This window comes from Streptomyces sp. F63 (assembly GCF_018070345.1).
Taxonomy (GTDB): Bacteria; Actinomycetota; Actinomycetes; order Streptomycetales; family Streptomycetaceae; genus Streptomyces.
Genome location: NZ_JAGPXX010000019.1, coordinates 1 through 13,405, shown reverse-complemented (window position 1 = coordinate 13,405; position 13,405 = coordinate 1). Strand labels below are relative to the sequence as shown.

The window sequence follows — 13,405 nt, the reverse complement described above, 5'->3', positions numbered from 1 at the left end:
TAGGGCTCATGGCCGTACCGGCACCGGCATCAGCGGCCGTGACCTCGGCAGCCGTGACCTCGGCGGATGCGACCTCGGCGGATGCGGCAGCGGTGCCCCGCACGGCAGCGCCGCTGCCACTCGCCGCTCCGGCGGCACCGGCCGGCGCCCCGGACTCGTTCCGCATCGAGGACGAGCGGATCAAGGAGTCCAGCGGCCTGGCCGCCAGCCGCGCCCACCCGGGCGTCTACTGGACACACAATGACAGCGAGGACGGCCCGTACGTCTACGCCGTCGACAGCGCGACCGGCCGCACGGTGGCCACCGTCACGCTCCGCGGGGTCGAGCCGCGTGATGTCGAAGGCATCTCCATCGGCCCCGGCGGCATGGTTTACGTCGGGGACATCGGCGACAACATGGGCGGCAACTGGCCCGAGGTGTGGGTCTACCGCTTCAAGGAGCCGGAGAAGCTGCGGGACACCACCGTCACCCCCACCCGCTTCACCGTCCGCTACGACGGTGGCCCCCGGGACGCCGAATCGCTGATGGTGCACCCGAAATCCGGCCGGATGTACATCGTCAGCAAGCACAAGGAGGGCGGCGGACTGTACGAGGGCCCGGCGGAGCCGTCCGCTTCCGGCGTCAATACGTTCCGGCGGGTCGCCGACATCGGTGAGTGGGCCACCGACGCGGCCTTCTCGCCCGACGGGACCCGGCTGGTGGTGCGCGGCTACTTCGGCGGAAGCGCGTACCGCTGGCGGGACGGCAAGCCCGCCAAGCTCACCATGAGCCCGGGCGTGCCGGTGCAGCGGCAGGGGGAATCGGTGACGTTCACGCCGGACGGCCGGGCCCTGATGTTCGGCTCGGAGGGTCTGCGGAGCGCCGTCACCAGAGTGGATCTGAAGGGCGAGTTGCTGCCGGAATCGGTGGCGGACGCGGACGCAGAGGCGGGCACGGACGCGAAGGACGCGGACGGCGGGCAGACCGATGGCCGGGGGAGCGCGGACGGCGACGGGAAGGACCCCGACGGGACGTCCGGGGCCGGCATGGACCGCAACCTGGTCATCGGCGGACTGGCCCTGGCGGCCGTCGCCGTGCTGCTGGCGGGTGTACGGAAGGCGTTCCGCCGCGGCTGACAGGGGGGACGGGGAGCCAGGAGCCTGCTTGAGGCGTCCCCGCTGACGGCCTCGCAGGAAGGCCGGAATCGTGGGCGCGGGGTGGGCGGAAGCGAGGCCGGGGTGGCGGGGCGCCGCCGGTCCGGCTGAGGCCGGGGCCGAGACCGGTGGTCGGGCGCGGGCAGCCGGCAGTCGGAGGGGGAGCCGGGAGCCGGGAGTTGATCGCTCCGAGCCGGGAGCCGGGAGCTGATCGCTCCGAGCCGGGAGCCGGGGGCGGTACGCCCGCCGCCTCGGATCAGCCATGGCCGGGTCCGCGTCACCACTGGTCCGTCGGCCCGTCCCCCTCGGCCGTCACCGTTGGCCCGTCCCCCTCGGCCGTCACCGCCCGGCTGTCCCCGCGGGGCCGTCTTCGCTCCCGCCCCCGCTGTCTCCGGCGCCCTCCCGGCCCCGACCGCGGTCCGGGCTTGGGCCCCGGTCCCGCTCTCGTCGCCGGCGTTCGATGAACGCCTCCATGCCGTCCAGGAGTTGCCGCAACCCGAGCTCGAAGACCTCTTCCCAGGGGGTGTTGAACGCCTCCATGCTGAGCGCGGCCAGCTTCGGATAGGCGCCGGTCGCCATCACCCGCTCCAGGATGGGCGCCTGAGCCCTCCAGAAGTCCTCGTCGCTCATGCCGGTGCGCTGCTCGGCCAGGTCGGCGTTGACGCGGCTGCGCGCGGTGCCCGTGACGTAGCCGTCGACGACGACGAGCAGGCTGACGCGCTCCGGGTCCTCCAGCGGCAGCCCGTCGAGACCGCCCAGGGCGTGCTCCAGACCGGCGAGCGCGCCCGGCCCGAGCAGCGGGCGTGCCTGGTCGACGTGGACCAGCCAGGGGTGGCGGCCGTAGAGCTCCCAGATGCCGCGGGCGACCTGTTCGAGGGTGCCGCGCCAGCCGAGGAGGGCCGGGTCCTCCGCCTTCTCGCGGTCGAAGCCGTTGACCTTGTCGAGCATCAGGTCCAGCAGTTCGGCCTTGCCCGGGACGTAGCGGTAGAGGGACATGGCGCCGACGCCCAGCTCGCCCGCGATCCGCCGCATGGAGACCGCGGCCAGTCCTTCGGCGTCCGCGACGGCGACGGCGGCCGTGACGATCCGGTCGAGGGAGAGGGCGGGCTTCGGCCCGCGGGTCCGGCGCTCATCGGCTCCCCAGAGCAGCTCCAGGCTGCGGCTGAGGTCTCCGCTTCCGCTGTGTTCGGTCGTCATCTCACCGCCATCGTAGCCGCCGTGCGCTACCCCGGCCCTCGCTCCGCGTACGACGTACGCGCTATTGGGTACGCCGTACGCGTCATCGTGTACGCTGTACTCAGTTTGGTTCGGCCAGGCCTGCCCGAGGGGGAAACCGCCTGTGAAACCGTCCGTGAATCCCACCACCGCGAGTCCGACCGGAAATCCATCAGGGAGTCCGGTGAGTTCCGCGGCGCATGCATCCGCAGTTCCGCCCGCACTTCCGCCCGCACTTCCGCCCGCACTTCCGCCCGCGGATCCGCCCGCGGTTTCGTCCGAGAGCCGCAGCGCGCGCCCCGCCCCGGCCCCAGCCCCGGGTCCGTCCGGAAACCGGGCCGTGAGCCCGTCCGTGAGCCCGTCCGTGAACCCCTCCATGAGCCCGCCGCCGCACGCCGTCCTCACCGAGGGCCTGCAGAAGCGCTACGGGGCGAAGCGCGCCCTCGACGGATTCGACCTCACCGTCCCGCGCGGCAGCGTGCACGGCCTCCTCGGGCCCAACGGCGCGGGCAAGACCACCGTCGTCCGCATCCTCTCCACGCTGGTGCGCCTCGACGGCGGGCGGGCCGAGGTTGCCGGGATCGATGTGGCGAGCCGCCCCCGCGAGGTCCGCCGCCGGATCGGCCTGACCGGCCAGTACGCGGCGGTGGACGAGATCACCACCGCCCGCCAGAACCTGGTGATGTTCGGCCGCCTCTTCCACCTCGGCAGGAAGGCGGCAGAGCGCCGGGCTGCCGCACTGCTGGAGCAGTTCGCACTGACCGACGCCGCCGACAAGGGAGTCAAGGAGTTCAGCGGCGGTATGCGTCGCCGGCTCGACCTCGCGACAAGCATGATCCTCGCCCCGCAGGTGCTGTTCCTCGACGAGCCCACCACCGGTCTCGACCCGCGCGGCCGCAACGAGGTGTGGGAAGCGGTGCGTTCCCTGGTAGCGGGTGGCACCACCGTCCTGCTCACCACCCAGTACCTGGACGAGGCCGACAAGCTCGCCGACCGCATCGCCGTCGTCGAACGGGGCCGCACCATCGCCGACGACACCCCAGCCGCCCTCAAACAGCAGATCGGGGGCGACCGGATCGAAGTGGTCGTCCAGGAGACCGCGGACATCCCGGCCGCGATCCGCGTCGTCGCCCGGGTCACCGGCACCGAGCCGGACGGCGATCCCGAGGCCCGGCGCGTCGCGGCGCCGGTGACCGACCGGGTGGCCGCCCTCACCGAGGTCGTCCGGACCCTCCAGGACGAGAAGATCCAGGTCGAGGACATCGGCCTCCGGCGGCCCACCCTGGACGAGGTCTTCCTGCGCATCACAGGACGGCGGGCAGAGGACGGCACCGGGGACACCGGACCCGTCGGACGGAACCGGGAAGAGGGCCGAGCCGCATGAAATGAACACGCACACGAGCACGGGCGGCACGGGCCGGAGCCCGGACACGGGCGGGCCGGACACGGGCGGGCGTACGGACACGGGCGGGCGTACGGACACGGGCGGGCGTACGGACACGGACGCGAGGACGGCGGCAAACCCCGGTACGGCGGCAATCCCCGGTACGGAGACGGTTGCCGGTACGGAGGCGCCCGCAGGCAAGACCGCGGGTCACCCGTACGCGCCGGCCCCCGCGCCTCCCTCTGCGCCGGTCCTCGCGGTGGGTCTCGCGGAGCCCGAGCGCAGGGTCTACTGGGCGATCGCCGACTGCCTCGTCATCGTCCGCAACGAACTCACCCACCTGGTGCGCCAGCCCGCCAACATCGCCTGGCAGCTGGGCTTCCCCATCGTCTCCGTCCTGCTCTTCGTCTACGTCTTCGGCAGCGCCATGGACGTCGGCGCGGACGACTACAAGGACTACGCGCTCCCCGGCATGTTCGCCATGACCATGGCCTTCGGCTTCATGAACACCGCGATGATGGTCGCCGTCAACAAGGAGAAGGGCGTCATGGACCGCTACCGGTCCATGCCCATGGCCCCCTCGGCCGTGGTGAGCGGACGCGGCGTCTCCGACGTCATCAGCGCCTGCCTGGATCTGGTGGTGCTGGCGCTGATCGCCCTCGCCGTCGGCTGGCGCTCCGACGGCAGCCTCCCCGCCACCGTCGCCGCCTTCGGGCTGCTCATCCTGCTGCGCTTCGCGCTGATCTGGATCGGGGTGTTCCTCGGGCTGCTCGTCCCCAACCAGGAGGCGGCGGGCAATCTCTTCGCGCTGGCCTTCCCCTTCGGGATGATCTCCAGCGTCTTCACCCCGCCGTCGATGATGCCGGACTGGCTGGGCGCCGTCGCCATGTGGAACCCGGTCTCGTCCACGGCCAACGCCATCCGGGAGCTGTTCGGCAACCCCATGCCCACGGGCGGCAGCTGGATCGAGCAGCACGCGCTGCTCATGGCCGTGGTCTGGCCGCTGGTCGTCACGGCCGTCTTCCTGCCCCTGGCGGTACGCCGTTACCAGCGGCTCAGCCGCTGAGCCGGCCGTTGGGCACAGCAGCTCAGCCCGCCGCTGAACCGAGCGGGCCCCGGCCGTTCGCGCGTGACGCCACGCACGAACGGCCGGGGCCCGCTCTCACCGGCCGCCGCGATCACGGCCGACCGGACTGGTCCTGCTTACGTCCCGCCGCGTCAGAGCCGCTCGATGACGTAGTCCACGCACTGCGTCAGCGCCTCGACGTCCGCCGGCTCGACGGCCGGGAACATCGCCACCCGCAGCTGGTTGCGGCCCAGCTTGCGGTACGGCTCGGTGTCCACGATGCCGTTGGCGCGCAGCACCTTGGCGACCGCCGCCGCGTCGATGCCCTCGTTGAAGTCGATCGTGCCGACGACCTGCGAGCGCTTGGCCGGGTCCGTGACGAACGGGGTGGCGTACTCCGCCTTCTCCGCCCAGCCGTACAGCCGGGAGGAGGAGTCGGCGGTGCGCCGCACGGCCCACTCCAGACCGCCCTGGCCGTTGATCCATTCGAGCTGGTCGGCGAGGAGGAAGAGGGTGGCCAGCGCCGGGGTGTTGTACGTCTGGTTCTTCAGCGAGTTGTCGATCGCGGTCGGCAGCGAGAAGAACTCCGGGACGTGGCGGCCGGAGGCGTGCACCCGGGCGGCACGCTCCAGGGCAGCCGGGGAGAACGCGGCGATCCACAGGCCGCCGTCCGCCGCGAAGCACTTCTGCGGAGCGAAGTAGTAGACGTCCGTCTCGGTGATGTCGACGGGCAGGCCGCCCGCGCCGGAGGTCGCGTCCACCAGTACCAGCGAGCCCTCATCGGCGCCCCGCACCCGGTTGATGGGCGTGGCGACACCGGTGGAGGTCTCGTTGTGCGTGAAGCCGTAGACGTCGACACCGGCTTCGGCGACCGGCTCCGGGTGGGAGCCGGGGTCGGCGGTGATGACGGTGGGCTCCTCCAGCCAGGGCGCGAGCTTCGCGGCCTTGGCGAACTTCGAGGAGAACTCACCGAAGGAGAGGTGCTGGGACTTGCGCTCGATGAGACCGTGGGTCGCGATGTCCCAGAAGGCGGTGGTGCCGCCGTTGCCGAGGACGACCTCGTACCCCTCGGGCAGCGAGAACAGCGTGCGGACGCCGTCGCGCACCCTGCCGACCAGGTTCTTCACCGGGGGCTGGCGATGGGAGGTGCCGAGCAGGGAGCTGCCGGTCGCGGCCAGCGCGCTGAGCGCCTCCGTGCGCACCTTGGAGGGGCCCGAGCCGAATCGACCGTCGGCGGGCTTGATGTCAGCGGGGATCTGGATATCAGCCACGGCCGCAGCCTAATCCTTGGATGTGCAGGCCGGGGTCATTCGTCCACCGGATGAGACGGTGATTACGTCCGGACCGGGGCTCCGTGACGGAGGCCGGACCGGGGGCTCCGTGACGGAGGCCGGACCGGGGGCTCCGTGACGGAGGCCGGTCAGGGGGCACCGCCGTCGGGTGGTGCGGGGTGGGCGCTGATCCGGCGAGGGCCGTACCGCGTCGCGCCGTACCGCCCACCGGACCGCCCACGGCACCGGACTGTCGGGCCGCGCCGCCCACCACACCGCGCTGTCGGGCAGCCGCACCCCGTCGCACCGTCAGGCCGCGCGCGCCGAGCCTCCGTACCGGTAGACGGCCCGCACTGCACCGACAGCCGCGCCGCGTCTCATCGCATCGCACTGTCGGGCCGCGCCGCGCCGAGCCGCAGCACCGTGCAAACGGCCCGCACTGCACCGCCGGCCGCGCCGCGTCGCGCCGGACCGCACCGCAGCACACCGCACAGTCGTGCCGCGCTGCGCCGCCGCACCGTGCTGACGGCCCGCACCGACCGCCGCACCGCACCGACCGCCGCACCGCATCGCACTGTCGGCCCGCGCCCGACCACGCCGACGAGTCGCGCCGCAGCAACGGACGCGCCGCGCCCTGCCACACCGATGGCCCGCGCCGCGCCGCGCCGACCGGCCGCGGCTCGCCGCCTGGTGTGCCCGGGCCCCGTCGGCGGGCAGTCTGGACCCATGGCTGATCACGACGCGGCAGCTCCCGGCCCGGAACGGCGCGACCCGGCACGCTTCGGTCCCGGACCCGATCCGGCACGGCCGTACGCGGCACAGCGCGATCCAGCGCAGCCCGGTCCGGCGCAGCCCAGTCCAGCGCAGTCCGGTCCGGCGCAGTCCAGTCCGGCACACGCCGGCCCGGGGCACCCGGCCCCGGCCGCTCTCGGCTCCGCGGCCCGTGGCCGGTCCGCAGTGTCCGGCGCGGCGGCCCCGGATGTCTCCGCGCTCGCGCGGGACCTGCGCCGGGCCGTCGGCGGAGACGTGGAGTTCGACGCGGCGAGCCGGGCTCTGATGACCATGGATGCCTCCAACTACCGGCGTGTCCCCGTCGGCGTCGTCGCCCCGCGCGACGCCGACGACGTGGCCGCCGCGCTCGCCGTCTGCCGCGACCACGGTGTGCCGGTCGTGCCCCGGGGCGGCGGCACGTCCATCGCGGGCCAGGCCACGGGCACCGGGGTCGTCCTCGACTTCACCCGGTACCTGAACCGGATCGTCTCCCTCGACCCGGAGACGCGCACGGCCGTCGTCCAGCCCGGGGTCATCTGCGACAGCCTCCGTACGGCGGCCGCGGCCCACGGGCTGACCTTCGGCCCCGATCCGTCCACGCACAGCCGCTGCACCATCGGCGGCATGATCGGGAACAACTCCTGCGGCGCGCACTCCGTCGCCTGGGGCACCACCGCCGACAACGTCCGCGCCCTGGACGTCCTCACGTACGGCGGCGAGCACGCCCACTTGGCGGCCCGGGACACAGGGCCGACCGGCTCCCTGCCCGATCCCGGCTCCGCCCTCCGCCCCCTGCCCGGCCCCGCCCCCGCCCCCGGCGGAACAACGCTCCCCCCGGCCCTGCGCGAGGGCGCCGAAGCCCTCGTCGCGCGCCGACTCGCGCTGCTCCGCACCGGCTTCCCGGCCGGCCTCCCGCGCCGCATCTCCGGTTACGCCCTCGACGCCCTGCTTCCCGAGAACGGCCCCGACTGGGCGCGCGCCTTCACCGGCAGCGAGGGCACCCTCGGCGTGCTCACCGGGGCGACCGTACGACTCGTGGAGGCACCCGCAGCCCGGGCCCTCGCCGTACTCGGCTACGCGGACGAGAGCGCCGCCGCCGAGGCCGCCCACACCCTCCTCCCGCACGGGCCGCTGACCGTCGAGGGCATGGCCTCCGACCTCGTCCCGGCCCCGGCCGCCGCCTCCCTGCCCCGCGGCGCGGCCTGGCTTTTCGTGGAGACGGGCGGTTCCGGGCCGGACGAGGCCCGGGCCCGCGCGGAGGCCCTGTGCCGCGCGGCGGCCGACGCCACCACGGACAGCGTGGTCGTCACCGACCCCGCCCACCGCCGCGCCCTGTGGCGCATCCGCGAGGACGCCTCCGGTACCGCCACCCGCATGCCCGACGGCAGCGAGGCCTGGCCCGGCTGGGAGGACTGCGCCGTCCCGCCCGCGCGCCTCGGACCGTACCTGCGGGACTTCCGGGCGCTGCTGTCCGAGCACGGCCTGCGCGGCACCCCGTACGGGCACTTCGGCGACGGCTGCATCCACGTCCGCATCGACTTCGACCTGCTCACCGGGCCCGGCATCGCCCGCTTCCGGAACTTCTCCACCGACCTCGCCGATCTGGTCGTCGCGCACGGCGGCTCCCTCTCCGGCGAACACGGCGACGGCCAGGCGCGGGCCGAACTGCTGCCGCGCATGTACGGAGACGAACTGGTCGGCGCCTTCGAAGAGTTCAAAACGCTCTGGGATCCCGCGGACGGCCTCAACCCGGGCATGCTCGTCCGCCCGCACCGCCTCGACGAGAACCTCCGCTTCGCCGTGCTGCCCCGGAAGCCGGTCGACGTCGCCTTCGGCTACCCGCACGACGGCGGCGACTTCTCGGCAGCCGTGCGTCGGTGCGTGGGCGTCGCCAAGTGCCGTACGACGGAAGTCGCCGGAGCCGCCGTCATGTGCCCGTCCTTCCGCGCAACCGGCGAGGAGCAGCACTCGACCCGCGGCCGGGCCCGGCTGCTCCACGAGATGCTGGCGGGGGCGGACGGCGGTCCCGGCGGCATCGTCACGGACGGCTGGCGCTCGGAGGAGGTACGGGAGGCACTGGACCTCTGCCTGTCCTGCAAGGGCTGCCGCACCGACTGCCCCGTCAACGTCGACATGGCCACGTACAAGGCCGAGTTCCTGCACCACCACTACGCGGGCCGGCTCCGCCCCGCCGCCCACTACGCGATGGGGCGGCTCCCGCTCTGGCTGCGCGGAACGGCCCCGGTCGCACCGGTGCTGGCCCCGGTGGTGAACCGGCTGGCGCGGGTGGCACCGCTGGCGTCGGCGGCGAAGCGGCTGGGCGGCATCGCCCCGGAACGCGAACTGCCGGAGCTGGCCCGGGAGACGTTCCGGCGGTGGTGGCGCCGCCGTGCGGAAGCGATGAGGGTGGCAGCGGGGACGGAGAGGGAAGCGGAGGCGACAGAGACCGGGACCGGGACCGGGACCGGGGCCAGGGCTGGGGCCGGGACCGGGGCCGGGGCCAGGGCTGGGGCCGGGACCGGGGCCGGGGCTGGATCCGGGGCCGGGGCCGGGGCCGGGGCTGGAGCGGAAACCGAAGCCGGTACCGAAGCCGGTACCGAAGGGGGGACGGGGATGAGGCCCACTTCCGCCGCCCTGCCCCACCCCACCGGCTCCGGCCGCGCCGGGACGGACCCGGTCAGCAGCCGCACGGTCGTCCTCTGGCCGGACACCTTCACCAATCACCTCTCCCCCTCCGTCGGCCGCTCGGCGGTGGCCGTACTGGAGGCGGCGGGCCTGCACGTAGTCGTCCCGCCCAAGACGGTCTGCTGCGGCCTCACATGGGTGTCCACCGGGCAACTGGACGGCGCGCGCAAGGTCATGCGGCGCGCCCTGGACGCCATGGCACCCGCCCTGGAGGCGGGCCTCCCGGTGGTCGGCCTGGAGCCGAGCTGCACCGCCGCCCTCCGGACCGACCTCCCGGAGCTGCTGCCCGACGATCCCCGGGCGGCACAACTGGCGGAAGCGGTCACCACCTTCGCCCAGGCGCTCGACCAGTACGCCCCCGACTGGCAGCCCCCGCGCCTGGACCGCCCGGTCGCCGGCCAGACCCACTGCCACCAGCACGCCGTCCTCGGCGACGCCGCCGAACGGAAACTCCGCGAACGGGCGGGACTGACGGGCGAGCTGTCCGGCGGCTGTTGCGGCCTCGCCGGCAACTTCGGCTTCGAACGCGGGCATTTCGACGTCTCGGTCGCCTGCGCGGAGGAACAACTCCTGCCCTCCGTACGCCAAGCCGCCCCGGACACCGAACTCCTCGCCGACGGCTTCTCCTGCCGCACCCAGCTGGACCAACTGGCGGACCGCCGGGCGCGCCACTTGGCGGAGGTACTGGCGGAAGGGCTGGGAGCCGGCCCGGAGGACGGCCCGGAGGACGGACAGCCCGGAGGGCCGCCGGGAGGACAGCCCGGTTGACGGCCGGGAAGGCCGCTCGGGCGAGGGCCCGGAGGGCGGCCGGGAGGAAGGCCCGGGTGAGGGCCCGGGTGAGGGCCCGGGGTGAGCAGCCGATGGACCGGCCGCTACGCCAAGGGCTCCCGCGCCGCGTGGGCGACGAAGGCCGCCCACGCGGCGGGCGCGAGAACGAGCTGTGGACCGGACCGGTCCTTGGAGTCACGGACGTGGACGGCACCGGTGCAGTCGGCTATCTCGACGCAGTCGCCGCCTTCGCTGTCGCTGTGGCTGGACTTCCGCCAGGGGAGGGCAACTTCGACGCAGTCGCCGCCTCCGGAGTCGCTGTGGCTGGACTTCTGCCAGGAGAGGGCGACTTCGACGCAGTTGCCGCCTTCGCTGTAGCTGGACTTGAACCACACGAGCCGCGCACTCATAGTTCCTCCGCCACCTTCTCGATGAACCGAGCCGACTCCTCCGTGCCGAGGGCCTGCATCCGGATCATTCCATGGCGCTGGGCGAGTGCGCTCAGCTTGCCGGGATCGGTGTACAAGGCCCCCGTCTCCTGTCCCTCCACATAGGCGTACTGCTCGTGCTCCGAGGTCTCCAGAAGGACGTACGGGCCGCTGAGCCCGGCCAGGGAGGCGGGCCCGGCGCGGAGCACTTGAACAGAGACGTTGCGCAGCTCACCGGCCTTCACCAGATGGTGGAGCTGCGGCTTCATGACCTCCGGTCCGCCGACCACGGTGCGCAGCGCCGCCTCGTAGATCACGAAGCTGAAGAGGACCGGCGGCCTGCGCGTCAGCTTCTCCTGACGCTGAAGGCGGGCGGCCACGCGCTCGTCAACCGTCTCCTCGTCCAGCGGCGGACAGTGACCGCCGATCAGCGCCCGGGCGTACGCCTCGGTCTGCAACAGGCCGGGGATGAGCAGGGCCCCGTACGAGTGCAGGGCTACAGCCGCCTCCTCAGCCGCCATGAAGTCCTGCGCATACGACTGGTACTTCTCCGGCTTGAGATAGTCCTGAGCCGCGAGCAACAGTCCGTGCGCCCCGCACAGTTCGTCCGCGACCTGGAGCAGCCGCAGGGCGGGCCTCCGGCGGCCCTGCTCCATGGACTTGACCGAGTCGTACTCGTAGTTCGCCTCCTTGCCCAACTGCTCGCGGCTGATGCCTGCCCGGGTCCGCCACAGCTTGATCTGGTTGCCGCAGTACCGCCATGCCATCGGCGGCTGGGGGTTCTCCGTGGCTGCCATGTGCCCCGCCTCCTCGGTGCTCGATTCCCCGGTCCCGGGCATCGCTCCCGGAACCCGGATGCGCACGGGGTACGGCTACGCTCCGTACCCGCTCCGCTCCTTGGGGAGGCTAGGAGCGCATCAGCACGCTGGCGGTGTGAACAGCGCAAAGACTCCCCTCAGGGGCGATTCCCGACCGGTCGGCCCGCCTGGGGACGTAAACCCTGGCAAGCTGCCCCGCGACATCGAATGGCGCCTGCCGCGCCACGCGCGCAGCGCGGGCCGCGCGCGGATACTGCTCCATGAGCAGGCGCGCTCCTGGGAGCTCCCGGACGAGACGGTGGAGACGGCCCTTCTCCTGCTCAGCGAACTGGTGACCAACGCCCACCGGCACGCACGGACATCGCCCGGTCGTGAGATCAGCATCCGGTGCGTGGCGGAAGGACCCGGCCTGCGCGTCGAGGTGTCGGACGCGGGCGATGAGATGCCACAACTCCGTTTGGCGACGGAGACCGATGAGTCGGGGCGTGGCCTGGCCCTGGTGAACGCGCTGGCCGACTGGTGGGGCGCTCACCGCCGACCGTGCGGCATCGGCAAGACGGTCTGGTTCGAACTGAGTTTGCTCGGAGCCGACGGGCCGGAGGACACGGACGGGGCGCAACCGGTGCAGAACGTGGGGGAGATCCACGAGGTGCGTGCGGGGGCGGAGGGGGCGCACTAGACGGAGTGGATCCGGTGGACGGAGCAAGCGGTTCAGGCCGAGCAGGCGATGTGGAGCGAGCAGCCCGGGCGGCCGAGCGAATCTCATAGCCCGGGCGGCCGAGCAAACCTCGCAGCCCGAGTAGACCGTGCAAAGGCGGATCAGGCGCCGAGCAGACGTATCGAAGGGAACGGCTGGCAGACCGGAGCGGCGGCCGAGCCGCCAAGCGCGGACGTCCGATGGCGTCGGCGCGGTGAGCGCAGGCGAGGCGGAGGGAGGCCGTGCTGACGACGCCGGGTGGGCGGCGCGGTGGTGGTGGCGGGTGCGTTGCGGGCCGGCGGGTGGGTGGTCGGCTGGGGTTACGGCATCCGTGTCGAGGCTGACCCGTGGTCGGTCGTCTACCCGGGGGCTGATGCCGCCGGGGTCGGTTGAAAACGCGATGGCGTGGCTGATGCCGGTGGGTGGCTGAGGGAGACACACGCGCGCCTGGTCTTCTTCGGCTGTTCCCGCCGTCGTGGCGGGCTGTCGGTGGTACCGGTCGTGGGGGGGGCGTGTCTGCGACTGGGTTGGCTGTCGTCGGTAGCGGGGCTGGGGGCTTCTCGCGTGGGTCGGGTTGCTGGGGGTGGTTGTGGTGGATGGGTGGCCGGGGGCCGGGGGAGCTTGGTTGCTGGTGGCGGGGCGCCGGCGTTGTGGTGCGGTGTGGTGTGGTGTGGTGGGTGTGAGCCGGGGAGGGTGGAGTTCCCGGGTCCGTTTTCGGCCACTCGTTCGGGTGGTTCCGGGTCGTGGGCCTGGATGTATTACCGTCCGTGACGGAGAATGGGGGTAGGAATTCCCGTCACGGGGGCGGGAGTTCACCGGGCATCCGACCGGGGGGCGGAAACCATGCAGGCCACCTTGCTCGACCACGGCGAGACCGGCACCACCACCCACCCGGCCGCCACCGCTCCCGGTGTGACGGTCGGTGACACCGGTGGTGGTGCCTCGGTGGGGATGCCGGTGTCGGCGGATGAGTGGGCCGCGCATCTGGCTTCGGCGGTGCCGGGGCCGCAGACGGCGGCGATGCTGGGGTTGCTGAAACGGGGGGAGTTGTCCCGGGCGGGGCGGATCGATGCGCTCCGGGCGTGGGAGCGGCACATCGCGTGGATTCAGGCGCAGCAGGTGGGTTTGCTGGCCGATATCGAGGCGGATGCGCTGGAGGCGGTGCCGAA

The 13,405-nt window shown here is 73.1% G+C and carries 9 protein-coding genes and 1 pseudogene; 6 read left to right on the top strand and 4 right to left on the bottom strand.

Annotated features, from left to right (window positions below):
- Nucleotides 1-92: 92 nt before the first annotated feature.
- Complete coding sequence (locus KBZ10_RS19165) at nucleotides 93-1,115, top strand: TolB family protein (protein WP_374223371.1); 1,023 nt, start codon at nucleotides 93-95, stop codon at nucleotides 1,113-1,115.
- Nucleotides 1,116-1,472: 357 nt separating this feature from the next.
- Here KBZ10_RS19165 and KBZ10_RS19160 read toward each other — a convergent pair whose 3' ends face one another.
- On the bottom strand, nucleotides 1,473-2,330 hold the full coding sequence (locus KBZ10_RS19160; protein ID WP_210988888.1) for a TetR/AcrR family transcriptional regulator: 858 nt from the start codon (nucleotides 2,328-2,330) through the stop codon (nucleotides 1,473-1,475).
- A gap of 394 nt (nucleotides 2,331-2,724) precedes the next feature.
- Here KBZ10_RS19160 and KBZ10_RS19155 point away from each other — a divergent pair, with 394 nt between their 5' ends.
- Nucleotides 2,725-3,732 carry an ATP-binding cassette domain-containing protein gene (locus KBZ10_RS19155; RefSeq protein WP_210988949.1) on the top strand — a complete coding sequence of 336 codons (1,008 nt, stop codon included), beginning with the start codon at nucleotides 2,725-2,727 and terminating at the stop codon, nucleotides 3,730-3,732.
- A gap of 259 nt (nucleotides 3,733-3,991) precedes the next feature.
- Complete coding sequence (locus KBZ10_RS19150; protein WP_210988887.1) at nucleotides 3,992-4,798, top strand: ABC transporter permease; 807 nt, start codon at nucleotides 3,992-3,994, stop codon at nucleotides 4,796-4,798.
- A 152-nt stretch (nucleotides 4,799-4,950) separates the two neighbouring features.
- Here the strand turns inward: KBZ10_RS19150 and serC are convergent, their stop codons facing one another.
- On the bottom strand, nucleotides 4,951-6,069 hold the full coding sequence (gene serC / locus KBZ10_RS19145; protein ID WP_210988886.1) for a phosphoserine transaminase: 1,119 nt from the start codon (nucleotides 6,067-6,069) through the stop codon (nucleotides 4,951-4,953).
- Nucleotides 6,070-7,131: 1,062 nt separating this feature from the next.
- Between serC and KBZ10_RS19140 the strand changes: the two genes are divergently transcribed.
- On the top strand, nucleotides 7,132-10,293 hold the full coding sequence (locus KBZ10_RS19140; protein ID WP_247702639.1) for an FAD-binding and (Fe-S)-binding domain-containing protein: 3,162 nt from the start codon (nucleotides 7,132-7,134) through the stop codon (nucleotides 10,291-10,293).
- Between the two features lie 104 nt (nucleotides 10,294-10,397).
- Here KBZ10_RS19140 and KBZ10_RS19135 read toward each other — a convergent pair whose 3' ends face one another.
- Both KBZ10_RS19135 and KBZ10_RS19130 read right to left on the bottom strand, forming a co-directional pair.
- Nucleotides 10,398-10,703, bottom strand: a complete 306-nt coding sequence (locus tag KBZ10_RS19135; protein WP_210988884.1) for a DUF397 domain-containing protein — start codon at nucleotides 10,701-10,703, stop codon at nucleotides 10,398-10,400.
- Nucleotides 10,700-11,518 (bottom strand): helix-turn-helix transcriptional regulator, encoded by an 819-nt coding sequence (locus KBZ10_RS19130; RefSeq protein ID WP_210988883.1) that lies wholly within the window; start codon nucleotides 11,516-11,518, stop codon nucleotides 10,700-10,702. The genes KBZ10_RS19135 and KBZ10_RS19130 overlap by 4 nt, the downstream gene beginning before the upstream one ends.
- Before the next feature lie 136 nt (nucleotides 11,519-11,654).
- Between KBZ10_RS19130 and KBZ10_RS19125 the strand changes: the two genes are divergently transcribed.
- Nucleotides 11,655-12,218 carry an ATP-binding protein gene (locus KBZ10_RS19125; RefSeq protein WP_307847510.1) on the top strand — a complete coding sequence of 188 codons (564 nt, stop codon included), beginning with the start codon at nucleotides 11,655-11,657 and terminating at the stop codon, nucleotides 12,216-12,218.
- Nucleotides 12,219-13,079: 861 nt separating this feature from the next.
- Nucleotides 13,080-13,405, top strand: a pseudogene (locus KBZ10_RS19120) (HNH endonuclease); the annotation flags it as partial.

Coding starts and splice junctions, on each gene's coding strand:
- KBZ10_RS19130 (WP_210988883.1), bottom strand. CDS start 11,518: ATGGCAGCCACGGAGAACCCCCAGCCGCCGATGGCATGGCGGTACTGC.
- KBZ10_RS19160 (WP_210988888.1), bottom strand. CDS start 2,330: ATGACGACCGAACACAGCGGAAGCGGAGACCTCAGCCGCAGCCTGGAG.
- KBZ10_RS19140 (WP_247702639.1), top strand. CDS start 7,132: ATGGATGCCTCCAACTACCGGCGTGTCCCCGTCGGCGTCGTCGCCCCG.
- KBZ10_RS19135 (WP_210988884.1), bottom strand. CDS start 10,703: ATGAGTGCGCGGCTCGTGTGGTTCAAGTCCAGCTACAGCGAAGGCGGC.
- KBZ10_RS19155 (WP_210988949.1), top strand. CDS start 2,725: ATGAGCCCGCCGCCGCACGCCGTCCTCACCGAGGGCCTGCAGAAGCGC.